Consider the following 21,775-nt stretch of genomic DNA (forward strand, 5'->3'; position numbering starts at 1 on the left):
TCTGCTCAACTTTTGCCTGTGCGTTCAAAGGAATGTTTATGAGAATAAAATCCTGCATAGTGGCTTTATTGGGTTCTGCCATTGGTTACAGTTCGGCAGATATGTTTCCTACCCTGATCGACCCGAATAACCCGGCCAAACTGGCTGAGCCTATTTCACAGCCTCCGGCGAAATCACAAAAAATCAATTTACCCGCTCATTCCTCATCATCAAAAGAATCATCCCCTGGCGTGACGCCTCAGACACTGGTCGAGGTGAAACACATTCAGTTTGTCGGCGGCACGCAATATCCGCTCGATTCACTTGCCGCGCCCTTTGCCCCGTTTATCGGCAAGAAGGTGCCGGTTTCTTCATTGCTGGCGGCGACGGATTCCATTACCCAGCGCTACCATCGCGATGGGTTTATCCTCTCGTATGCCTATATTCCGACGGACAACTTCGAAGATGGCGTACTGAAAATTGGTCTGGTCGAGGGATATATTTCCGGAACCCAAATCCACAGCGACAATCAACAGGTCGGCCGCTGGCTGAGCAAATTATCGCAACATATCATGGCGGAGAAACCACTGACGCAGGATACCTTCGAGCGCTACACCCTGCTCATGCAGCGCACACCCGATACCAAAATCAGCGCAACAGCTAAAACACCGGACAATATTTACGGCGCAACCACGTTGAATGTCGATGCCACACGTCCGCGGAACTGGAATATCGCCACCGCCGTCGATACCCGTAAAGGCGACAGCTCTGCGGTGGTCAATGCCACGCTGAGTGGCCTGAGCACTTACGGTGAGCAACTGGGGATAGCGACATTAATCCCGCTGGAAAGTGATACCCGCAAAACCTACGCCGGTCTGAACTATCAGCAATATCTCGGTGACGATGGTTTGCTGATGCAACTGAAAGGCAGCTATTACCAGCAAAAAGACAAAGATTACAACACCATTCTGTTTCTGCCCAATGGCATCACGGTGGGTTCACAGGATAAGCAAACGCAATATAACGGTGGCGTGGTCTTCAGTTATCCGTTGCAGCTGGCGCGCAAAAAACAGTGGACGGTCAGCGGCGGCCTGGATTATCTCGACAAGAAATATGAGTACGATTTACTGGCAAGACTCGGCGATCAGAAACTGCAATTACCGCAGGTGAGTCAGCGGATACGCTATCCGGCAGCCGAGCTTTCCCTGACCGGATACCGTGAATACGATCAGGCATACTGGAATACCACATTCAACGTTCGTCAGGGCATTGACGGGCTCGGCGCAACCAATTCGACACCCAACGCCGACCTGACCTTTACCCGCTGGAAATTTAACGGTGACTCAGCTTATCTGTTTGATAAAAAATGGCGGCTCAGCGCTTCGGTTGAAGGTGACTGGTCGGATAATGATTTACCCGAGCCGGAGCGGGTGAATTTTGGGGCCCTGCATTACGGGCGCGGCTATCCGGACAGCGATGCGCAGGGGGATTATGGCGTCGGCGGGCAGGTGGAAATGCGCTATATCCACAGTCTGGAACAGGGTATCTGGCTGAAAACCATTCAACCTTACGCTGTGGTGGATGCGGCGCATACCGGTTTCAATCAGCAGGGATTACCGAAACAGAACCTGTCGTCTTACGCCATCGGCGTGATGTTTGGTGATAACCGCCATTACACGTTATCCGTTGAGGCCGCGCGACCGATCGGCGACGCGCCGCTCGACAGCTCATCCCGCGACTGGCGTTATAATGCGACATTTACCTATAACTTCAGTGCCGGTTCCTGATGTCCTGAAAATAAAAAACCACGTCCAAAGACGTGGTTTTTCGGTTTAGTGCAGGACCAGAATTATTCGTAGCTGACGAAGCCGATTGCTTCATAGGCTTTCTTCAGCGTTACGCTGGCACGGGCGCGGGCTTTCTCAGCGCCCTCTTTCATCACCTGTTGCAGGTAAGCTTCGTCACTGCGGAAGCGGTTAAAACGCTCCTGCACTTCGGTCAGCATGCCTGAGACGGCTTCGGCCACTGCGCCTTTCAGATGACCATACATCTGGCCTTCGAATTCAGCTTCCAGCTCAGGGATCGCTTTGCCGGTGACACCGGAAAGAATATCCAGCAGGTTAGAAACGCCCGGCTTGTTCTTAATGTCGTAACGGATGACCGGCGGCTCTTCGGAATCGGTCATCGCGCTTTTGATTTTCTTGGTCACCGCTTTCGGATCTTCCAGCAGACCGATAACGTTTTTACGGTTGTCATCAGACTTGGACATCTTCTTGGTCGGTTCCTGCAAAGACATCACGCGTGCGCCGGATTTCGGAATGAACGGTTCTGGCACGGTAAAGACATCGCCATACAGCGCGTTGAAACGGGCGGCGATATCGCGGCTCAGTTCCAGATGCTGTTTCTGGTCTTCACCGACCGGCACCTGATTGGTCTGGTACAGCAGAATGTCGGCCGCCATCAGCACAGGATAATCGAACAGACCGGCAGTGATGCTTTCGCTGTTGGAGGTTTCGTAGCGAGCAGACTTATCTTTGAACTGCGTCATACGCCCCAGCTCACCGAAATAGGTATAGCAGTTCAGCGCCCAGCTCAGCTGGCTGTGTTCAGGAACATGAGACTGCACGAAGATGGTACTTTTCTTCGGATCAATGCCGACCGCCAGATACAGCGCCAGCGTGTCGAGCGTCGCTTTGCGCAGTTTTTCCGGATCCTGACGCACGGTGATCGCGTGCAAATCGACGATGCAGTAAATGCATTCGTAATCGTCCTGCATTTTGACCCATTGACGCAGCGCACCCATGTAGTTGCCAATGGTCAATTCGCCGGAGGGCTGTGCGCCACTAAATACGATGGGTTTACTCATTTTATGCTTCCTGATCTTTTAAAGATGACAGCCCTAATGTGGGCAAAAGGTCGGCAAAATTATCCAGCACGCGATCGGGTTTGGTCAGCGCGATGGTTTCACCGTAGTTATAGCCGTAAGTCATGCCGACACACGGACAGCCTGCGGCCTGTGCAGCATGAATATCATTGCGGGAATCGCCCACGAATACCATTTCACTGGCACGAAGCCCCAGCAACGCTAACGTCATATAGACCGGCGCCGGATGCGGTTTTTTCGCCACGACGTCGTCACCGCCAATCACCACGGTGAAATAGCTGTCGATACCCAGCGCTTGCAGTAAAGGCGCGATGAAAGGCGTAGGTTTGTTGGTCACCAGCCCCATAGGTATTCCGGCTTCGGCCAGAGCGGCCAGCGTCTCTTTCACCTGCGGGTATAAACGGCTGCCACCTGCGGCGGTATCGGCGTAATAGTGATCGAATTTATCGCGTACATTCTGCAAAAATTCAGGGGATAAATCACCTTCGGCCCAGCGCACGGCGCGCTCAACCATGATATCCGCGCCATTACCAATCCAGGTGCTCAGGCGTTCAACGCCTGCGGCAGGCAAATTAAAATCTTGCAGCGCCAGATCCATCGCTTCTGAAAGACCCGGCGCGCTGTCGACCAGTGTGCCGTCGAGATCAAATCCTAAACCGAGGGCTTTCAGTGGCTCAGTCATGGGTGGCCTTAGCCAGCTCGCTGCGCATGTGGTCGATAACGGCGCGGTAATCTGGCTGATTAAAGATGGCAGAACCGGCGACGAACATATCAGCACCCGCCGCAGCGATTTCACCGATATTTTCAGCTTTCACGCCGCCATCAACTTCCAGACGAATGTCATAACCGCTGGCATCAATGATTTTACGAACCTGACGCAATTTATCGAGCGTGCCCGGAATAAACGACTGACCGCCGAAGCCCGGATTTACCGACATCAGCAGGATCACATCAAGTTTATCCATCACGTAATCGAGATAGCTCAGCGAAGTGGCAGGGTTAAACACCAGACCGGCTTTACAGCCGTGACTTTTAATCAGTTGCAGCGAACGATCAACGTGCTCAGAGGCTTCCGGATGGAAAGTGATGTAAGTGGCACCGGCCTCGGCAAAATCCGGGATAATGCGATCAACCGGTTTAACCATCAGGTGAACATCAATCGGCGCAGTAATACCGTAGTTGCGCAGCGCTTTCAGCACCGCCGGTCCCATCGTCAGATTGGGTACGTAGTGATTATCCATCACATCAAAATGGACAACATCTCCACCAGCTTCCAGTGCTTTGGCCGTGTCCTCACCCAGACGGGCAAAGTCAGCCGACAGAATGGACGGTGCAATCAAAAACTGTTTCATCCGCTTCTCCAAACGATAGGGTTATCGGTGGATTACCGCTGAACGGCAATCACCGGTAGAGCGCTAAAAGTTCATTCACCATGCTGCGTTTTGCAACTTTACTGCTGATAGTACGCCGCGCCGAAACACGGTGCAGATCGGCCTCTGCGTACCATTCCAGCGTTTGTGGTGTTTCGTGATTGGAAATCAGCACCGGCACGTCATTCTCACGGGAAAGCTGATGCGCCAACCGCGCCAGATTGCGCTGATCATCCATACTAAAACTGTTGGTGTGGTAAGCCGTAAAGTTCGCGGTCGCAGAAAGCGGGGCATACGGAGGATCGCAATACACCACCGAGCCAGTCTGCGCTTTCAGCAAAGTGTCCTGATAATGCTCACACACAAACACTGCATTTTTCGCTTTTTCAGCAAACCAGTGGAGCTCTTCTTCCGGAAAATACGGCTTTTTATAACGGCCAAAAGGCACGTTAAATGCCCCACTGAGATTGTAACGGCACAGGCCGTTATAACAATGGCGGTTGAGATAGAGGAAAAGCACGGAACGACGATAAGGGTCGCGGCTGGCATTAAACTCAGCCCTCAGGACGTAAAAACGCTCTGAATCATTAAACTCTGGCGTGAAAAGCACACGGGCATCACGCACAAATTCCGCCGTGCGTGTCTTCACAATGTTGTAGAGGTTGATCAGGTCGTTGTTGATGTCCGCCAGAATATAAGCGTCATACTCGGTATTCAAAAATACCGAACCCGCGCCAACAAAAGGCTCAATCAGGCAATCTCCCGCCGGAAGATGACGTTTGATGTCATCAATCAGCGGGTATTTGCCGCCAGCCCACTTCAAAAACGCGCGGTTCTTCTTCATGCCGTCAGTTAGCTACTTATACAATTCACAGCCGCGGATTGTATCCTGTTTTTAGACAGCAAATCGCGTTGAGATCAGTTTCATTTTTTCAGGTCTTGCTGTACCTGATGTACAGGTTTGACCCACGGTTTTTTAGCCTGAACTTCCGCAGGCAAGCTGGAAATGGCACGTTTGGCTTCTGCTGAAGAAGCGTAGTTACCACTGACCAGCACAAACCACGGCTTCCCGTCGCGGGCTGTCTGATATACCAGATAATTCTTCAGACCTTGCTGTTTAGCAAAGGCGTTCAGCGAGTTCGACTGAGAAGCTCCGCTTAATTGCAGGGTAAAGTGCGTACCCGGTGCTGACTTGATGGCCGCAGAACTGCCTGACGACGCGACAGAAGATGACGCCGCCGGAGCCTGAGCTGCGGAAGATTTAGAAGCCTGCGGTTTCGCCGCATGTGCAGTCTGGTTCGTTGCAGCAGGTTTGTGCTCTGCCGGTTTCGCCGTGTGCGCAGTCTGCGGATTACGGACAACCGGAGCCGGACGAGTATGCGAGGCTGTCGGCTGAGAACCTGCCGGTGCCTGGGTACGTGCAGAACCGTTAACGGTCGCCGGCGCCGTTGGCAAAGAAGTCAGTGACTGTGCAGCAGGATTCATACCGCCCTGCGCGGCATTATCGACCTGATTTTGCTGGGAGGATAATGCATCACTCATATCGCCTGGCAAATCCACACGCTCTTTCGCCTGACCGTTATCCGGAACTGGCTGAGCTTCTGTTGGTGTGGAGGAAACCGGCGGTAAACCGATACTCTTCGGTTGCTGGCCATCAGCAGGCTGCTGACCATTAACGGCCTGTGCCGTATTAGCCTGAGCTTGTGCAGAAGGCTGAGCAGGTGCTGCAGCATCGTTACCGGCAAGACTAATGTCTTTCGGACCGTTGTTCTGCTGGGCTGGCTGATTAGATGTTGGCGACTTCATGGCAGAGCCGATGCCGACAATCAGCAATACCAGCACCACAATACCGATACCGATCATCACGTACTGACGGGAAACAGCAACTTTTGGAATGGAAGGAGACGGTTTGCGGGCGCGCGGCGGGCGGCGATCGCTGGTGTCTGGTTTGAGATCGTCTTCCGGTGTTAAATCATCCATCTAAAACCTCCAACCCGGCTAAAAGCCTTAACTGGCTTTACGCGGAGCAACTATCCTGACTAAAAAATAAAGCTTGCTGGGCATTGGTGAAATCGGTCGTTATCTGGCCAACATTATGGCCGCAGTCTTAACGGCAATCTTCAATCGAAGCCAGCACCATTTCATGTGATACGCCGGAGCGTACTTCAGACTGACCAATTGCTTTTGGCAAAACCAGACGCAGTTCGCCAGCCAGCACTTTCTTATCACGCATCATATGCGGCAGATAAGACGGGGCGTCCATGACTTCGGGACCGGCCACCGGTAAACCTGCGCGGGTCAGCAACGCTTTCACCCGGGCAATATCACCCAGACTAAATTGTCCCAGACGATGTGCCGTATAACAGGCCATCATCATCCCGGCCGCTACCGCTTCGCCATGCAACCAGTTGCCATAACCCATTTCTGCTTCAATAGCATGGCCGTAAGTATGGCCCAGATTCAGCAAGGCGCGCAGTCCGTTTTCGCGTTCATCGGCCGCCACAACCTCAGCTTTCAGCTCGCAGCAACGACGGATGCAATAAGCCAGCGCATTCATATCCAGCGCCAGCAAAGATTCCATGTTGTCTTCAAGCCAGGTAAAGAAGTCGGCATCTAAAATAATGCCGTATTTGATGACTTCCGCGAGGCCCGATGACATTTCACGGGCAGGCAGAGTTCTCAGACAATCGAGATCAATCACCACCGACGCAGGTTGATAAAACGCGCCGATCATGTTTTTTCCGAGGGGATGGTTTACCGCTGTTTTACCGCCAACAGAGGAATCGACCTGAGAAAGCAGCGTGGTTGGCACCTGAATAAAGCGCACACCGCGTTGATAACTGGCTGCGGCGAAGCCGGTTAAATCACCGACGACGCCGCCGCCAAGGGCGACAAGCGTAGTATCACGTCCGTGCGGCTTTTCAAGCAGCGCGGAGAACACGTCATTTAGAACAGCCAGGGATTTGTATTGTTCACCATCAGGCAAAATCACCTGATCAACACGAACGCCTGCCTGCTCCAGCACTGAACGGATCGCGTCCAGATAGAGAGGGGCGAGGGTTTCATTGGTCACTATCATGACCTGATCGCCTGCCTTTACCGGCATAAAAGAAGCCGGATCGTGGAACAATCCGGCAGCAATCGTAATGGGGTAGCTACGTTCCCCTAACGTTACGGTAATCCTCTCCATGTCGTGCTCTGTGACCTTCTTTAACTGACACCCTCAGGCAATGATGGACACCAATAATCAGTTACTTTCCAGCATGTTAATAATCTGGTTGGCAACGACTTTGGCACTTTGATCATCGGTACGAATAGTGACGTCGGCAATCTCTTCATACAAAGGATTGCGCTCTCTCGCCAGTGCTTCAAGCACTTCACGTGGCGGAGCACTCACTTGTAATAATGGACGTTTTTTGTCGCGTTGTGTGCGCGCCAGTTGTTTTTCGATGGTAGTTTCAAGATAGACGACAACGCCACGCGCTGACAAACGGTTACGGGTTTCACGTGATTTCACGGAACCGCCACCTGTCGCCAGAACAATGCCTTGTTTTTCGGTAAGTTCGTTGATCACTTTTTCTTCGCGGTCGCGGAATCCGTCTTCGCCTTCTAAATCAAATACCCAGCCCACATCAGCTCCGGTACGTCGCTCAATTTCGTGATCGGAGTCGAAAAACTCCATATTGAGTTGCTGAGCTAACTGTCGACCAATAGTGCTTTTGCCGGCACCCATAGGCCCAACCAGAAAGATATTGCGTTTCTCTGCCATGTTTTTCGGTATTACTAAGACAATTCGTTGATGATAACCCGCCCCGCCAATCAAATTAGCGGCGGGACCTAAACTGAAACCTCATGAGCGATATAGTGCGAGATCAGAAAAAAATTATCTCAACACTCTTGGTAGTTTGGCAACCGAATAAATCACTTTGCACGCCGCAGGAGGGAAACCGTACGTTTTTATCGGCGTGTCTGTCGTAATAAAAAGATCACGGTGCTCAATTCGGTAACCCTTGTAAGCTAAATCGACGGCAGCGTCAAACGCAGAAGCCTCTTGCGACACAAAAAGTTGCATGCGCTCAACGTTATTGTGCAATTTACGTTAAGTCAGAATACCCACCTACTGTGTGTGGATTAGGGTCGGAGTGATGAAAATCACCAACTCGCGCCGCTGTTCATTTGTGTACTGATGTTTAAACAAGGAACCGACCACAGGAATATCGCCCAGCACCGGCACTTTGGTATCTGTTTTTTGATTTTTACGCTGGAATATCCCGCCGAGCACAATGGTTTCCCCGTCCTTGACCGTCACCTGAGTTTTAATTTCCTGCTTGTCGATAGCCAGCGCCTCGCCTTCTGACTGTTTGATACTTCTTCCCGGCATGTTCTGGCTTATCTGTAACGCCATCTGAATGCGCCCGTCACGCAAGATTTTCGGTGTCACTTCCATGCCGAGCACTGCTTCTTTGAATTCAATCGACGTGCTGCCGCTGGCACCGCTGGAAACCTGATAAGGAATTTCGGTACCCTGCTTGATACTGGCCGTTTGCATGTGCGCCGTCAGCAGACGCGGGCTGGCGATGATATCCACCTTATCTTCCTGCTCAAGGGCGGTCAGTTCCAGATCGAGGATCCGTCCGCTGATATGCGCCAGATTAAAGCCCGCCGTAAATATCGGATTTTCTACCGGCATGCCCATACTGAAATTGTTCATACGTACAGCTTTGGTGATCGGCTCATCACCGTTGAAACCCCATTGCACGCCTAACTCACGCAGGCTTTCACTGTTCATCGTCACGATATGCGCCGCCAGTTGCACCTGCTGTAGCGGGAAATCCATTTCTTTTACCCAGGGCGCAACTACGTCCAGCGCCTCCTGTGTATCGCGTAATAACAACGTATTCGTACGAGTATCGGCCGAAGCATTGCCCTTTACCGAGAGCAGTGACCCTTTTTGGGCATTCAGGCTCTGCGCAGTTTCTTTGGCATCGGCATACTGGAGCGGCACGGTCATGCTGATGATCGGGCTGTTCAGTGCCTGTTGCTCGGCGGCATCTTCCATTTTTTGTCGCTCAACCAGCGGGTCAGCGACCGGCGATACCAGTAAAACGTTGCCCTGTAATTCACTGGTGAGATGGCTCATTTTTAGGATAATATCAAGCGCCTGCTGCCACGGAACCTCTTTGAGCTTCACGCTGATTTGCCCTTCCACACCCGGAGCAGTGACCAGATTAAGCTGCCGGGAATCCGCCAGTGCCTGCAAAACCAGGCAGACCGGCGATGACGGAAACTCAAGAGAGATAAGCGCAGGGGCCGCGTTAACCGGACTGAGGCATAAGCACAGCAGAATAAGCGTCACTTTATGATTAATATATTTCATTATTTTCCTTTCCGTGGAGAATCAATTTTCTTACCTAACTGTAGAGTCTGACGCTGTAAACCGCATTGTGGCTCGCTGAGACTGAGTTCTGCCTGAGACGCGTTCAGGGTTTCGACCGTCCATGCCGGAGTTCCCACCTGATTACCTGCCTCGACTTTTGTCCACTGACCATCAGACGACAGCAGCCAGCCGGATTGCCTGCCATTCGCCTGCGAAACTCCGCTCAGGATCCATTCAGACATCGCAGAAACTCCGGGACACGTTGAGGAAGCCAGAGGTGAAAACGGATCCCTACCGGCTGCAGCGTTTGAAGATGAATCTGCGAATTCGTCTGTACCGGTGGTTTGTGTCAGCAGAAGCGATGCTTTTATACCAGAGGCCGTCACCCTGATATCCGGCTCACTGAACGTAGGATGTTCCGGACGTTGCAGCAACGCATAAAGAAATCGCGTCAGACCGGTAAAAGTCAGCTGCAAATCCAGCATTCCCTGTTCTGCTGTTTTCGTCTGCACGGCTGGCGTCCAGTGAAGCAGTTCTGCTCCGGCATCTTTCAGCGGCTGAGCAAATTGTTGCGCCAGCGGCAAACTCTCTCTTGCAAGAGCAACATTGCTTTGAATTTCCTGCCTCAGTACGCTCAGCGGGTGCTGACTCAGTAACGCCGCCTGCGACTGAAAAACGTTGCGCTGTGCGACTGCAATCGCCCGCGTCAGCGCATCCTGTTGCTGCCACAGTCCGCGAAGCACAAAGACATACAGCAACAAGATCAGTGCCAGCATACCGGCGACCAGCGTTAGCGCTCTTTGCCAGGCCGGTTTTTCCATCAGCGGCTCAAGACGTTCTGACAAAAACATCATCATGGCGCTTTCTCCTGCTCCGCCACCGGACGGGCTGACTGAAACCGGGTTTTCATCACAAAGCTCAGCATCTGGTCTGGCTGTTGCTGAACATCTGAAAGACTGACTTTGTCCAGCAAACCGCTGGCAGCCAGCACGTCGCGGAAAGATAAAATATCGTGATAAAAGCGCCCTTCTCCTTTAAACGTCAGCGCTTCCTGATGCTCCGTTATTTCAGTCAGCCGCACGTCTGCCGGTATCTGTGCGGCCACTAATTCCAGTAACTGAAGATAATCCTGACTCCGCTTCAGTCGCTTAAGAGCGGCCAGACGCTGCGCCTGCAGAGCTTTTACCTGCTCATCTGCCGTGTTCACATCCCGCTGCTGTCGTGAGAAAACCTGAACGGAAGTATTCAGTGCCGATAAATGCAGTTGCAGCAGGGCCCGTTCCTGAGCGAGAAAAGCAGCAAACGTCAGAAAGACGATCAAGATGACAGCCGGAAAACAGATAAACATCCTTAGCCAGTATCGGGTTCTGCGCTGCAGGCGAAGTCTGCGCCACGGCAATAAATTCACCTGCAGCATTAGCAGTCGTCCTGTCGCAGAGCCAGCCCGACTGCGGGCGCAAAATCACCCGGATTGGCGGGCAGCGGCGCAGATAACTGCGCAATGGCACTCAGAGGTGACCAGCATTGCATCGCCGCAGGCGGAGACATTCCGCTGAAAAAACACTCGCTGTGGCATAGCGCCGCCGCACGATATTGCTGGCGGATGCGTTCTGACAGCGACACGTCTTGTGGTGCGGTATCAGAAAAACCAAACTGAAAGGGCAAACTGTGCGGAGAGGCCCAGAGGAATGCGTCATCAAGCGGATGCACCAGCAGCGCATCTCCCGGAAGGCCGGCAGCAAAGGCCGCAACCTGAAGTGCGCAGGGGGTCAGTTCAATGGCATCCGGATAAAGCCGCGCCTGAGACAGACATTCCATCCACTGCTGGATTTCCTGTTGTCTGGCCGCCGTGACTACCACCTGATTGTCGCCGTGGGGATCCGCGCGGTAGTCCATCATCAGATGTTCCATGCCCAGCGGAAACTGTTTTGCCGCATGAGCTAAGATGAAGGCACTGCGGGCCGGTTCGCGTAGACGGGCATCCGGCGCCGCCATCCGTTGCTGCATAATGCGTTGTGCAGGAAGGGTAATTCGCAGAGAAAATGTCGTCGGAAGCGTTTTTCGCCAGCACGATAAAATGGCGATCAGTTGCGTGGTCTCATGTAATATCCCCTCCCGCAATGTGAAGGAAGGCAGCGGATGCTGCCACCAGTGACGTAATTGCCAGCCATGCCGCCGCCGCTGAACGGCGATCGCACGGGCAAAACCGGCTTGAATATCCAGACCTACCTGCCATGCTTGTAGTCGCATTTTCGCCCAATCTCCATATCGTCAGGTAAATAAAAGAACGTATCCATGTTGCTGGCTTGCCTTTATACTACCGCGCGGTTGTTTATAAACTGCCCAATTGACACTTAATGGGAAATCTCAGGTGAAGTTCGTAAAGTATTTATTGATTCTTGCAGTGTGTTGCATTTTGCTGGGAGCCGCCTCGATCTTCGGTTTGTATAAATATATCGAGCCTCAGTTACCCGATGTTGCCACTCTCAAAGACGTGCGCCTGCAAACTCCTATGCAGGTCTTCAGCGCGGATGGCGATTTGATCGCCCAATACGGCGAAAAACGTCGTATTCCGTTGAAACTCGACCAGATCCCACCGGAGATGGTGCATGCGTTTATTGCGACCGAAGACAGTCGTTTCTATGAACACCACGGCGTGGATCCTATCGGTATTTTCCGTGCGGCTTCCGTTGCGCTGGTGTCTGGCCACGCCTCACAGGGTGCGAGTACCATTACTCAGCAGCTGGCCCGTAACTTCTTCTTAAGTCCAGAACGCACGCTGACCCGTAAAATTAAAGAAGCGTTTTTGGCCATCCGCATTGAGCAGATGATGTCCAAAGATGAAATCCTCGAACTGTACCTCAACAAGATTTATCTCGGTTACCGTGCCTATGGCGTGGGTGCTTCTGCACAGGTTTATTTCGGTAAAGATGTCAGCCAGTTAACACTGAGTGAAATGGCGGTGATTGCCGGTCTGCCAAAAGCGCCGTCAACCTTTAACCCGTTGTATTCACATGACCGTTCGTTAGCGCGCCGCAATACCGTGCTGGCCCGTATGCTGGACGAAAAATACATCACGCAGGCGCAGTATGATCAGGCACGCGCTGAACCGCTGGTGGCGAATTATCACGCCCCGCACATCGAATTCTCTGCGCCGTATCTGACTGAAATGGTGCGCCAGGAAATGGTGAAACGTTATGGCGATAACGCATATAACGATGGCTACATGGTTTACACCACCATTACTAAGAAAACTCAGCTGGCCGCGCAGGAAGCCCTGCGTACCAACGTTCTGAACTACGATATGCGCCACGGCTATCGCGGCCCGTCTAACGAGTTGTGGAAAGTGGGCGAACCCGCATGGGATCAGGACAAAATTGTTCAGTCGCTGAAAACGCTGCCGGTCTATGGCCCGCTGTTCCCTGCTGTTATCACGGCAACGGATGACGCACAGGCGACGGCGACCATGTCTAACCGGGCGGTGATAAGCCTGCCGTTCAGTGGCATGCGTTGGGCACGTCCTTACCGTAACGACAATGCTCAGGGTGCGACGCCGAAAAAAGTGTCTGACGTGGTGCGCCCAGGTCAGCAAATTTGGGTACGTAAAGTAGGCGATGTCTGGTGGCTGGCGCAGGTTCCTGACGTCAACTCAGCTATCGTTTCGCTTAATCCAAATGACGGTGCGATTGAAGCACTGGTCGGCGGTTTTGACTTTAACCAGAGCAAATTCAACCGTGCGAATCAGGCAGTGCGTCAGCTCGGTTCAAACATCAAACCGTTCCTGTATACCGCAGCAATGGACAAAGGCCTGACGCTGGCGACCATTCTCAATGACATGCCGATTACCCGCTGGGATGCCGGTGCTGGTACAGACTGGCGTCCGAAGAACTCACCGCCAACGTATTACGGTCCGATCCGCTTACGCCGGGGTCTCGGTGAGTCTAAAAACGTGGTGATGGTGCGTGCAATGCGTGCGATGGGTGTGGATTACGCGGCAGAATATCTGCAACGTTTCGGCTTCCCGGCGTCTAACATTGTGCATTCCGAATCTCTGGCTCTGGGCTCGGCTTCTTTCACCCCGTTACAGGTTGTGCGTGGTTACGCCACACTGACTAACGGCGGTTATCTGGTCGATCCGTATTTCATCACTAAAATCGTTGATGAATCCGGTCAGGTTCAGTTTGAAACGAAACCTAAAATTGCCTGCCGCACCTGCAATATTCCGGTGATTTACGGCGATACACAAAAATCAGCCGTGCTGTCCAATGACAACGTAGAAAACGTTGCGACATCGACCACCGGCAACAATACCAGCGTTCCGACTCCTCAACTGGAGCAGGTTCCTCCTAACTCACCGCAGGTTGATGCCGCGCAGCAATACGCGCCGCACGTGATCAGCACACCGCTTTCGTTCCTGATAAGCGATGCGCTGACCTCTAACATCTACGGTGAACCAGGCTGGATGGGAACCGGCTGGCGTGCAGGGCGTGATCTGAAACGCCACGACATCGGCGGTAAAACCGGTACGACCAACAGCTCGAAAGATGCGTGGTTCTCAGGTTATGGCCCGAATGTGGTGACCTCGGTCTGGATTGGATTTGACGATCACCGTCGTGATTTGGGCCGTTCAACAGCTTCAGGCGTGATCCCTGATCAGATTTCCGGTGCGGAAGGCGGCGCGAAAAGTGCTCAGCCAGCCTGGGATGATTACATGAAAGCCGTGCTGGACGGCGTACCGGAGCAGCCACAAACGCCACCACCAGGCGTGGTGACCGTCACTATCGATAAGAGTACCGGTAAGTTGTCTGACGGCGGCGGTAACAGTCGTCCGGAATACTTCATCGACGGAACTCAGCCGACAGAACATGCGGTGCATGAAGTCGGGACAACCATCATGGATAACGGCCAGGAACACGAACTGTTCTGATGCGTAAGCTGTAAAGCAAAAAGCCGGTCTGCATAAAGCATGACCGGCTTTTTTAATGGCGTTTTATCAGGGATTCAGCGGACATTACGCGTCAGAAAATCATGCGCAAGGAACAACGCGCTGACGTTGCGGGCTTCGCAAAAATCAGGATGTTGCAGCAATTCCATCATGCGGGAAACAGGCCAGCGGGTTTGCGGCAATGGTTCCGGCTCATCCCCTTCCAGACTTTTCAGATAAAGGTCTTTGGCAATGACGATATTCATGCGGCTGGAAAAATAGGAAGGCGCCATTGTCAGTTTTGCCAGCACATCAAAATGTCGGGCACCAAAGCCAACTTCTTCCATTAATTCGCGGTTAGCCGCCTCCAGAATGCTCTCGCCCGGATCAATCAGCCCTTTAGGAAAACCCAGCTCGTAGCTTTCGATGCCAACAGCATATTCCTGGATTAACACCAGCTCATCATCAATGACAGGAATAATCATCACTGCTTCGCGATCTGAAGGCCGCATACGTTCGTAAACACGCTCTGCGCCGTTGCTGAAAGTCAGATCAACGGATTCGATGGTGAACAGACGCGAACGTGCTACGGTTTCCACCTTAGTGATTTTCGGTTTTTGCAGGTGTTGTGTCATTTCATCCCCAACTTATTATTCACCTGACCAGAGGTGTTCTAATGGGTTCGTTGTTCTGTTTAAAGACCGCTATCAGTGAGCATTGTGCGTTATTGAGAGCCGGAATCGCAATCTTTACTGCAAACCGGTTCAGCCCGCACTCATTTTTTGCACAAAAAGCCTCTAAAAAGTCAGCATAAAAAGCGCAAAAAGCATCCGAACGCTCACGCTGGTCACATTTTTGCTTTAACAAAAACGCTGACACATCAAAATAGGATTATACCGATACCAGACAGTTCTTAAATGCAGGTATCCTCAACCGTGGTATTTTTTGTGCTTAATATTCCGCCATATAATAATTAAATTCCTACCTAAAGGCACTCGCGCGCAGAATGTGCTTTCCATTTATGTATAATACTTTCACAGAGTTGACGTAAGTCACCCACGTCTGAACGGGGATCGGATGAGCACAGTTGTCGTGACATTGGTGTTGTTGTGTATCGCAATCATTGCCACAGCGTCTTATTTTTGGCTTGTATTGCGCCGCCGCCAACGCGACGAATCTGTCGTGCGTTTTTCCGCACCGAGTCAGCGCAAACTTTCGCAGAAAGAACGTGATGCCGTAGAACGCTACCTGCGCCAGCATGAAGGGCTCGGGCAGACGCCGATCACCCACCGTAATAATCTGATTATCCTGCAAGATAAACTGACGCTGACCACCAAAAGCGAAAATGTTTACAGTCTGAAGCGCGCGATCACCCGCTATGGCGTGGCGAGCGAAGACCCAAACAAATGGCGTTATTTCCTGGATGCGACTGAAATTCACCTGCCGCCTTTCTGGGAGCAGTACATCGCTCAGGAAAACGAAGTCGAGCTGATCAAAACGCAGACTCTGCCACTGGTGATTTCACTCAACGGTCATACTCTGGCCGATCACGTCTATGAAGGTCCGGCGCCGGTTTCAGCAGTAATTCCTTCTCAGCCGCAAAACGCGTCGATACGCCATGAAGAAAGTGAACATATCGAACTGGTAAAAGTGCGCAGCGAAACCCGCGAGGAACGCGCCCTGACCCGTTCGAACGGCGTTAAAGAAGCGCTGGCCGTGTCGGGTATTCTCCTGCTGTTATTCATCACGCTGCAAAGTCCGGTGATGTTCCTTCCGTGGATCCTGATGATTGCCGCAGCGCTGGCGGGCTGGGTTATCTGGCGGGTGGTGGCTGAACGTTTTGGTAAAAACCGTAAAGAAATCCATTGCCTGCGGGGTTTGCCTAAACGCTGGGGATTGTTTGGTGAATCCAAGCAAGGGGATATCAGCAATATTTCCCTCGGCGCTATCGACCTGATTTATCCGCCGCACTGGCAACCCTATATTGGTCGCGATTTGGGCCAGCCGACCGATGTCGAAGTGTATATGAACAGCCAGGTTGTCCGTCAGGGCAGCATTTTGTCATTGCATGATGAGGTCAAAAAATTCCCGCTACAGCTTTGGGGAAAAAATCTGGTGCTTGCCACCAGCGCATTCCTTCTGCTGCTGGCATTACTGGTGTATGTCCCCCTCGGTCTGCCGCTGAAACTCAGCATCGCATGGCTTCAGGGCGCGCAAAGTACGCAGGTTAACAGCGTTCAGGATCTGGAAAAAACCACGCTGCGTGTCGGCGATACGCTGAAAGTTCAGGGCACCGGCATGTGTAATGTGCCACCGTCAGCCAGCCGTACGGCCTCCGGTTATATGCCTTTCGATTGTTCAGCCATCTACTGGAATAACGCCACGCCGCTGCCTGTTCCGCAATCAGAAATCATTGAAGCGGCGACGGCGTTGCAGACGACTGTGAATAATCAGATGCACCCCGGCGAAAGTCCGGAGCAAAATATCAACCCGCAACTGGCAACCGCGATTGAGAAATCCGGCATGATCCTGCTGGATGATTTTGCCGATATCGTGCTTAAAACAGAAGCGTTGTGCGGAAACAATAATGATTGCGTACGTCTGAAAAACGCACTGGTCAATCTGGGGAACTCAAGCAACTGGAACTCACTGGTCAAGCGCGCGAAAGCGGGTTCATTGCAGGGTATCAACGTGCTGCTGCGACCGGTCAGTGCGCAGTCGCTGAGTGAACTGGTGAATAACGCCACCTCATCGTTCTTCATGCAGGAAACCCGACGTGCCGCTGACAGCCTGAACAGCCCGCCACCGGGCGGTTTCTTAATCAGTAACGATGAAGGCCGCGATTTAATTGAGATGCCGGTGCCACCTGTCGGGCTGTACGCAAATCCGCCGCAGGATCAGTGGAAACAGCTGCAACATTTATCAACTCTGCTGCTTCATACCCCGTTCAGTGCGCAGGGTGTGATCACCGGTATCAGCGTGGACGCTAACGGAACCCGTCATATTTCATTGCACAGTGAACCGGATATTTCCACGCTGTGGCGTTATCTGGGTACCAGCTTATTGTTATTCCTGTTGTTCGGCATTTTGCTGGTGAACAGCGTGATGTTTATCCGCCGCTTCGTAAAAGATAAGCGCCGTATTGATGATATCCAGCAACACTACAATTCGTGTTTCCACCCGACGTTAACGCCAGTCATGCCGCGTACCCTGGGCTGAAAACCACCGGGTGGCTCTGCGCCACCCGGTGAGATTGTGCTACCCTGATGCCCTTCCCTGCTTTTACTTTTTCTCTCCTGCGGCGCCCGCACCACTTCAGCCGCCAGGACATGGAGTTTTCATGCCCCCTGATTTTAACTGGAATTGTATTGATACCGTTTTGCTGGACATGGACGGCACGCTGCTGGATCTGGCGTTCGACAGTCAGTTCTGGTTGCAGGATGTGCCCTTAGCCCTCAGCCAGCAACGGTCTATTCCGCTTGAAAATGCCCGTCAGGTTATTCATGACGAATATCTGGCGGTGCAGCACACCATGAACTGGTATTGCTTTGATTACTGGAGTGAGCGGTTGGACATGGATATCTATCAGATGACCACTAACATCGGCAAAAATGCGCAACTGCGTGATGATACGCTGCCATTTCTGACGCATCTGCGTAACAGCGGACGTCAGACCATTTTGCTGACCAACGCGCATCCGCACAGTCTGTCCGTTAAAATCGAGCATACCGGTTTAGACCAGCACCTTGATTTATTACTTTCCACCCACACATTTGGTTATCCGAAGGAAGATCAGCGGTTGTGGTCTGCGGTACAAAAGCAAACGGGCTTTGATCCTGAACGCACGTTATTTGTCGATGACGGTGAACCCATCCTGAATGCGGCAAAAACCTTCGGTATCCGCTATTGTCTGGGTATAGAAAATCCGGATTCGACCATGGCAGATAAGTCATTTCAGGGCCATCCCTCCATTAATGACTTCCGTAGCCTGTTGCCCTCGATTCAACCCGTAACAGGCCCAGCTAAATAATTCCGGCAGGTTCAGGGGAGTTAGATGAAAGGTAAAACGGACGACGACGATAATGCAGTACGTCTCGATAAATGGCTGTGGGCGGCTCGTTTTTATAAGACGCGCGCTCTGGCTCGCGAGATGATTGATGGTGGCAAAGTGCATTACAACGGTCAGCGGGGGAAACCCAGCAAGCTGATGGAACTGAATGCCGAAATCACGCTACGTCAGGGAAATGACACAAAAACGATCACCGTTCTGGGGCTGACCACTCATCGCCGCAGCGCGGAAGACGCACAAAAACTGTATCAGGAAACCGACGCAAGCATTGCCAGCCGGGAGAAAATCTCCGAGGCACGCAAAATGAATGCTATGCCGCATCCGGACCGACGTCCGGACAAAAAGGAACGGCGGACCCTGATCAAATTTAAATATGGCGATTCTGAATAAATCGCCACAAAGAGAGAAAATTATGTCTAATCACGACCAATTGCATCGCTACCTGTTCAATCATCACGCCGTTCGCGGTGAACTGGTCTCGCTCAAAGAAACCTTTCGGGAGATTGTTGCCGGTCACGACTATCCGGCAGAAGTGCATAATCTGCTGGGCGAAATGCTGGTGGCGACCAGTCTGCTGACCGCGACCCTGAAATTCGACGGCGATATTACCGTACAGCTGCAAGGCGATGGCCCGCTGAAACTGGCCGTGATTAACGGTAATAATAAACAAGAATTGCGCGGTATTGCGCGTCTGCAAGGCGACATCGCCGAAGGCAGCTCTCTGAAAGAAATGATCGGCAACGGTTACATGGTTATCACCATTTCTCCGACCGTTGGCGAGCGTTATCAGGGCGTAGTCGGTCTGGAAGGTGAGAACCTGGCAGAGTGTCTGGAAAACTACTTCATGCAATCCGAGCAGCTACCAACCCGTATCTTTATCCGTACCGGAGAAGTGGAAGGCCAGCCAGCGGCAGGCGGTATGTTATTGCAGGTTCTGCCCGCGGAAGATACCGACCCGGAAGAATTCAGCCATCTGGCGCAGCTGACCACCACCATCAAGACCGAAGAGCTGCTGAACCTGCCGGCTAACGAAGTACTTTACCGCCTGTATCATCAGGAAGAAGTCACATTGTACGAACCGCAGGCAGTGTGTTTCCGCTGTACCTGCTCGCGTGAACGCTGTGCGGGTGCGCTACTGACGCTGCCGGATGAAGACATTCTCGAAATGCTGGAAGCTGATGGCAAAATTGAAATGCACTGCGATTATTGCGGTGCAGACTATGAATTTGACGCGATGGATATGGCGACGCTGAAAGCTGGCGGAGATGTTCACTCCGGTGATGACCACGTTCACTGATCGTTAACAACTTAAAACTGAGGGACTTTTTACCGAAAAGTCCCTTTTTTATTTCCTTCACATAACCTTTTTGCATACCTTTCGAGTTTTTCATCACAATTCTGGAAAAACATTTACATCTCCCGTTATTCTTTGAGACTTGTCGCGGTTAAAACGCGATAAATACCTACAATAACAACTGATTTATCCCTACCGAGGGATTCAAAGTTCAGTGAGGAGCAGGGAAATGCCTACGACTATCGGGATCACCGCCGAAAAACTCGCCCTTTATGGGATCCATCAGAATAGCGAAATCGTCTATAACCCTGATTACGAAACTCTTTTTAACGAAGAGACGGCGCCGGGTCTCGAAGGCTTTGAGCGCGGGCAGGTAACAGAACTGGGTGCCGTCAATGTCGATACCGGCATTTTTACGGGTCGTTCGCCGAAAGATAAATACATCGTCCGCGATGACACCACCTGCGATACGCTGTGGTGGTCTGATCAGGGCAAAGGCAAAAATGATAATAAGCCGATGTCGCAGGAAACCTGGACATCACTGAAGGCTCTGGTGAGCAAGCAGTTGTCCGGCAAACGTCTGTTTATCATTGATGCTTTCTGCGGCGCAAACGCCGATTCCCGCCTGAAAGTCCGCTTTATTACCGAAGTCGCCTGGCAGGCGCATTTCGTCAAAAACATGTTCATCCGCCCGACGGAAAGTGAGCTGGAGAACTTCGAACCAGATTTCATCGTGATGAACGGGGCGAAATGCACCAATCCTGAATGGCAGAAACAGGGGCTGAATTCGGAAAATTTCATCGCCTTCAACCTGACCGAACGTATCCAGCTGATCGGCGGCTCGTGGTATGGCGGCGAAATGAAGAAAGGCATGTTCGCCGTCATGAATTATCTGCTGCCATTGCAGGGCATCGCGTCCATGCATTGTTCGGCTAATGTCGGCGAAAAAGGTGATGTCGCGGTATTCTTCGGGCTTTCTGGCACAGGTAAAACCACGTTATCGACGGATCCGAAACGCAAACTGATCGGCGACGATGAGCACGGCTGGGACGACGATGGCGTCTTCAATTTTGAAGGCGGCTGCTACGCAAAAACCATCAAACTCAGCAAAGAAGCCGAGCCGGAAATCTTCAAAGCCATCAAACGCGATGCTTTGCTGGAAAACGTGATGGTCAGCGAAGATGGCAAAATCGATTTTGATGATGGCAGCAAAACCGAGAATACCCGCGTTTCTTACCCGATTTATCATATTGAAAATATCGTGAAGCCGGTTTCCAAAGCCGGACATGCCAGCAAAGTGATTTTCCTGACCGCTGATGCGTTTGGTGTGCTGCCGCCGGTTTCGCGCCTGACGGCTTCGCAGACGCAATATCATTTCCTTTCCGGTTTTACAGCCAAACTGGCGGGCACTGAGCGTGGCGTCAATGAACCGACCCCGACATTCTCCGCCTGCTTCGGTGCCGCATTCCTGATGCTGCACCCGACGCAATACGCACAAGTCCTGGTGAAACGTATGGAGGCCGCGGGCGCGCAGGCATATCTGGTGAATACCGGCTGGAACGGCACCGGCAAACGCATTTCGCTTAAGAATACTCGTGCGATTATTAATGCCATTTTAGATGGCACTATTGATGATGCCGAAACGTTCACTCTGCCGATGTTTAACCTGGCAGTTCCGACTGAGCTGCCGGGCGTCGACGCTCATATTCTGGATCCGCGCAATACTTACGCCAGCCGTGAACAGTGGCAGGAAAAGGCAGAGCATCTTGCGCAGTTGTTTATCGATAACTTTGATAAATATACCGACACACCGGCAGGTGCCGCATTAGTCAGCGCCGGACCAAAACGGTAGCCCGGCATTTATCCCCCATCAGGCGC

The 21,775-nt window shown here is 52.1% G+C and carries 19 protein-coding genes; 7 read left to right on the top strand and 12 right to left on the bottom strand.

What is annotated here, in order from left to right; translation table 11 throughout:
- Positions 1-32: 32 nt before the first annotated feature.
- Positions 33-1,766 carry a ShlB/FhaC/HecB family hemolysin secretion/activation protein gene (locus tag J1784_RS08075; RefSeq protein WP_420803960.1) on the top strand — a complete coding sequence of 578 codons (1,734 nt, stop codon included), beginning with the start codon at positions 33-35 and terminating at the stop codon, positions 1,764-1,766.
- Between the two features lie 62 nt (positions 1,767-1,828).
- On the opposite strand, the gene trpS is transcribed toward J1784_RS08075, so the two are convergent.
- The 11 genes from trpS to pilM all read right to left on the bottom strand — a co-directional run bounded on the left by trpS (position 1,829) and on the right by pilM (position 11,860).
- Complete coding sequence (trpS, locus tag J1784_RS08080; RefSeq protein WP_112288630.1) at positions 1,829-2,845, bottom strand: tryptophan--tRNA ligase; 1,017 nt, start codon at positions 2,843-2,845, stop codon at positions 1,829-1,831.
- A 1-nt stretch (position 2,846) separates the two neighbouring features.
- Positions 2,847-3,545 carry a phosphoglycolate phosphatase gene (locus tag J1784_RS08085; RefSeq protein ID WP_217148757.1) on the bottom strand — a complete coding sequence of 233 codons (699 nt, stop codon included), beginning with the start codon at positions 3,543-3,545 and terminating at the stop codon, positions 2,847-2,849.
- A complete protein-coding gene (rpe, locus tag J1784_RS08090) occupies positions 3,538-4,215 on the bottom strand; it encodes a ribulose-phosphate 3-epimerase (protein ID WP_217148758.1) in 678 nt (225 codons plus the stop codon). The genes J1784_RS08085 and rpe overlap by 8 nt, the downstream gene beginning before the upstream one ends.
- A 49-nt stretch (positions 4,216-4,264) precedes the next feature.
- A complete protein-coding gene (dam, locus tag J1784_RS08095; RefSeq protein ID WP_217148759.1) occupies positions 4,265-5,077 on the bottom strand; it encodes an adenine-specific DNA-methyltransferase in 813 nt (270 codons plus the stop codon).
- Positions 5,078-5,157: 80 nt separating this feature from the next.
- The gene (locus J1784_RS08100) at positions 5,158-6,213 is read right to left on the bottom strand and encodes an SPOR domain-containing protein (protein WP_217148760.1); all 1,056 of its coding nucleotides are present in this window, start codon (positions 6,211-6,213) and stop codon (positions 5,158-5,160) included.
- Between the two features lie 127 nt (positions 6,214-6,340).
- The gene (gene aroB / locus J1784_RS08105) at positions 6,341-7,423 is read right to left on the bottom strand and encodes a 3-dehydroquinate synthase (protein WP_217148761.1); all 1,083 of its coding nucleotides are present in this window, start codon (positions 7,421-7,423) and stop codon (positions 6,341-6,343) included.
- A 57-nt stretch (positions 7,424-7,480) separates the two neighbouring features.
- Entirely contained in the window at positions 7,481-8,002 is a 522-nt protein-coding gene (gene aroK / locus J1784_RS08110; protein ID WP_014333540.1) for a shikimate kinase AroK, read from the bottom strand.
- A gap of 348 nt (positions 8,003-8,350) precedes the next feature.
- Complete coding sequence (gene hofQ, locus J1784_RS08115) at positions 8,351-9,610, bottom strand: DNA uptake porin HofQ (protein WP_217148762.1); 1,260 nt, start codon at positions 9,608-9,610, stop codon at positions 8,351-8,353.
- Positions 9,610-10,467 carry a pilus assembly protein PilO gene (locus tag J1784_RS08120; protein ID WP_217148763.1) on the bottom strand — a complete coding sequence of 286 codons (858 nt, stop codon included), beginning with the start codon at positions 10,465-10,467 and terminating at the stop codon, positions 9,610-9,612. Before J1784_RS08120 ends, hofQ begins: the two co-directional genes overlap by 1 nt.
- On the bottom strand, positions 10,464-11,027 hold the full coding sequence (locus J1784_RS08125; RefSeq protein ID WP_217148764.1) for a PilN domain-containing protein: 564 nt from the start codon (positions 11,025-11,027) through the stop codon (positions 10,464-10,466). Before J1784_RS08125 ends, J1784_RS08120 begins: the two co-directional genes overlap by 4 nt.
- The gene (gene pilM / locus J1784_RS08130) at positions 11,027-11,860 is read right to left on the bottom strand and encodes a pilus assembly protein PilM (protein ID WP_217148765.1); all 834 of its coding nucleotides are present in this window, start codon (positions 11,858-11,860) and stop codon (positions 11,027-11,029) included. The genes J1784_RS08125 and pilM overlap by 1 nt, the downstream gene beginning before the upstream one ends.
- Before the next feature lie 121 nt (positions 11,861-11,981).
- Here pilM and mrcA point away from each other — a divergent pair, with 121 nt between their 5' ends.
- Positions 11,982-14,537: a peptidoglycan glycosyltransferase/peptidoglycan DD-transpeptidase MrcA gene (gene mrcA, locus J1784_RS08135; protein WP_217148766.1), complete on the top strand. Its 2,556-nt coding sequence runs from the start codon at positions 11,982-11,984 to the stop codon at positions 14,535-14,537.
- A 74-nt stretch (positions 14,538-14,611) separates the two neighbouring features.
- On the opposite strand, the gene nudE is transcribed toward mrcA, so the two are convergent.
- Complete coding sequence (nudE, locus tag J1784_RS08140) at positions 14,612-15,169, bottom strand: ADP compounds hydrolase NudE (protein ID WP_217148767.1); 558 nt, start codon at positions 15,167-15,169, stop codon at positions 14,612-14,614.
- A 442-nt stretch (positions 15,170-15,611) separates the two neighbouring features.
- Between nudE and J1784_RS08145 the strand changes: the two genes are divergently transcribed.
- The 5 genes from J1784_RS08145 to pckA all read left to right on the top strand — a co-directional run bounded on the left by J1784_RS08145 (position 15,612) and on the right by pckA (position 21,749).
- A complete protein-coding gene (locus J1784_RS08145; RefSeq protein ID WP_217148768.1) occupies positions 15,612-17,753 on the top strand; it encodes an intracellular growth attenuator family protein in 2,142 nt (713 codons plus the stop codon).
- A 121-nt stretch (positions 17,754-17,874) separates the two neighbouring features.
- Entirely contained in the window at positions 17,875-18,564 is a 690-nt protein-coding gene (yrfG, locus tag J1784_RS08150; protein WP_217148769.1) for a GMP/IMP nucleotidase, read from the top strand.
- Positions 18,565-18,588: 24 nt separating this feature from the next.
- Complete coding sequence (gene hslR / locus J1784_RS08155) at positions 18,589-18,993, top strand: ribosome-associated heat shock protein Hsp15 (RefSeq protein ID WP_217148770.1); 405 nt, start codon at positions 18,589-18,591, stop codon at positions 18,991-18,993.
- Between the two features lie 22 nt (positions 18,994-19,015).
- A complete protein-coding gene (gene hslO / locus J1784_RS08160; RefSeq protein WP_217148771.1) occupies positions 19,016-19,900 on the top strand; it encodes an Hsp33 family molecular chaperone HslO in 885 nt (294 codons plus the stop codon).
- 226 nt (positions 19,901-20,126) lie between these two features.
- Entirely contained in the window at positions 20,127-21,749 is a 1,623-nt protein-coding gene (pckA, locus tag J1784_RS08165) for a phosphoenolpyruvate carboxykinase (ATP) (RefSeq protein ID WP_217148772.1), read from the top strand.
- Positions 21,750-21,775: the final 26 nt, after the last annotated feature.

It is taken from the genome of Rahnella ecdela (assembly GCF_019049625.1).
Classification (GTDB): Bacteria; Pseudomonadota; Gammaproteobacteria; order Enterobacterales; family Enterobacteriaceae; genus Rahnella; species Rahnella ecdela.

What these genes read in the sequence shown, in the direction of transcription:
- J1784_RS08075 (WP_420803960.1), top strand. Translation starts at nt 33, where the DNA reads ATGTTTATGAGAATAAAATCCTGCATAGTGGCTTTATTGGGTTCTGCC.
- trpS (WP_112288630.1), bottom strand. Translation starts at nt 2,845, where the DNA reads ATGAGTAAACCCATCGTATTTAGTGGCGCACAGCCCTCCGGCGAATTG.
- J1784_RS08085 (WP_217148757.1), bottom strand. Translation starts at nt 3,545, where the DNA reads ATGACTGAGCCACTGAAAGCCCTCGGTTTAGGATTTGATCTCGACGGC.
- rpe (WP_217148758.1), bottom strand. Translation starts at nt 4,215, where the DNA reads ATGAAACAGTTTTTGATTGCACCGTCCATTCTGTCGGCTGACTTTGCC.
- dam (WP_217148759.1), bottom strand. Translation starts at nt 5,077, where the DNA reads ATGAAGAAGAACCGCGCGTTTTTGAAGTGGGCTGGCGGCAAATACCCG.
- J1784_RS08100 (WP_217148760.1), bottom strand. Translation starts at nt 6,213, where the DNA reads ATGGATGATTTAACACCGGAAGACGATCTCAAACCAGACACCAGCGAT.
- aroB (WP_217148761.1), bottom strand. Translation starts at nt 7,423, where the DNA reads ATGGAGAGGATTACCGTAACGTTAGGGGAACGTAGCTACCCCATTACG.
- aroK (WP_014333540.1), bottom strand. Translation starts at nt 8,002, where the DNA reads ATGGCAGAGAAACGCAATATCTTTCTGGTTGGGCCTATGGGTGCCGGC.
- hofQ (WP_217148762.1), bottom strand. Translation starts at nt 9,610, where the DNA reads ATGAAATATATTAATCATAAAGTGACGCTTATTCTGCTGTGCTTATGC.
- J1784_RS08120 (WP_217148763.1), bottom strand. Translation starts at nt 10,467, where the DNA reads ATGATGATGTTTTTGTCAGAACGTCTTGAGCCGCTGATGGAAAAACCG.
- J1784_RS08125 (WP_217148764.1), bottom strand. Translation starts at nt 11,027, where the DNA reads ATGCTGCAGGTGAATTTATTGCCGTGGCGCAGACTTCGCCTGCAGCGC.
- pilM (WP_217148765.1), bottom strand. Translation starts at nt 11,860, where the DNA reads ATGCGACTACAAGCATGGCAGGTAGGTCTGGATATTCAAGCCGGTTTT.
- nudE (WP_217148767.1), bottom strand. Translation starts at nt 15,169, where the DNA reads ATGACACAACACCTGCAAAAACCGAAAATCACTAAGGTGGAAACCGTA.
- J1784_RS08145 (WP_217148768.1), top strand. Translation starts at nt 15,612, where the DNA reads ATGAGCACAGTTGTCGTGACATTGGTGTTGTTGTGTATCGCAATCATT.
- yrfG (WP_217148769.1), top strand. Translation starts at nt 17,875, where the DNA reads ATGCCCCCTGATTTTAACTGGAATTGTATTGATACCGTTTTGCTGGAC.
- hslR (WP_217148770.1), top strand. Translation starts at nt 18,589, where the DNA reads ATGAAAGGTAAAACGGACGACGACGATAATGCAGTACGTCTCGATAAA.
- hslO (WP_217148771.1), top strand. Translation starts at nt 19,016, where the DNA reads ATGTCTAATCACGACCAATTGCATCGCTACCTGTTCAATCATCACGCC.
- pckA (WP_217148772.1), top strand. Translation starts at nt 20,127, where the DNA reads ATGCCTACGACTATCGGGATCACCGCCGAAAAACTCGCCCTTTATGGG.